General features: G+C 61.2%; 1 pseudogene. It reads right to left on the bottom strand.

The window, feature by feature from the left end:
* Positions 1-52 precede the first annotated feature (52 nt).
* A pseudogene (locus tag B4F73_RS06195) lies at positions 53-348 on the bottom strand (beta-eliminating lyase-related protein); the annotation flags it as partial.

Here is a 348-nt window from a genome sequence, read left to right as displayed (position 1 = left end):
ACCTCGCCGAAGAGGAAGTCGAACAATGGATCGATATGGCGAAGACGGGCAGCTAGAGCGGCGCAAACTCCGCCGTGAAGTGGCGCATCATGGGCGGCTCTTTCACGATCTTCAGGCCGCGAATGTCATCTTTGCGCTTCGCGAGTTCCTCGAACACTTCGACGATATAGTCCGCATGCGACTGGGTGTAGACGCGGCGCGGCATGGCTAGGCGGACAAGGTCCATCCGGGCGGGTTCTTCGGTGCCATCCGGTTTGCGACCGAACATGACCGTCCCGATCTCACAGCCCCGAATGCCGCCTTCCTCATAGAGCGCGCAGGCGAGGGCATGGCCCGGATATTCCAGCG

Origin of the sequence: Hyphomonas sp. UBA3601 (assembly GCF_002375605.1) — a bacterium.
Taxonomy (GTDB): Bacteria; Pseudomonadota; Alphaproteobacteria; order Caulobacterales; family Hyphomonadaceae; genus Hyphomonas.
This window is presented reverse-complemented; position numbering and strand designations above follow the sequence as displayed.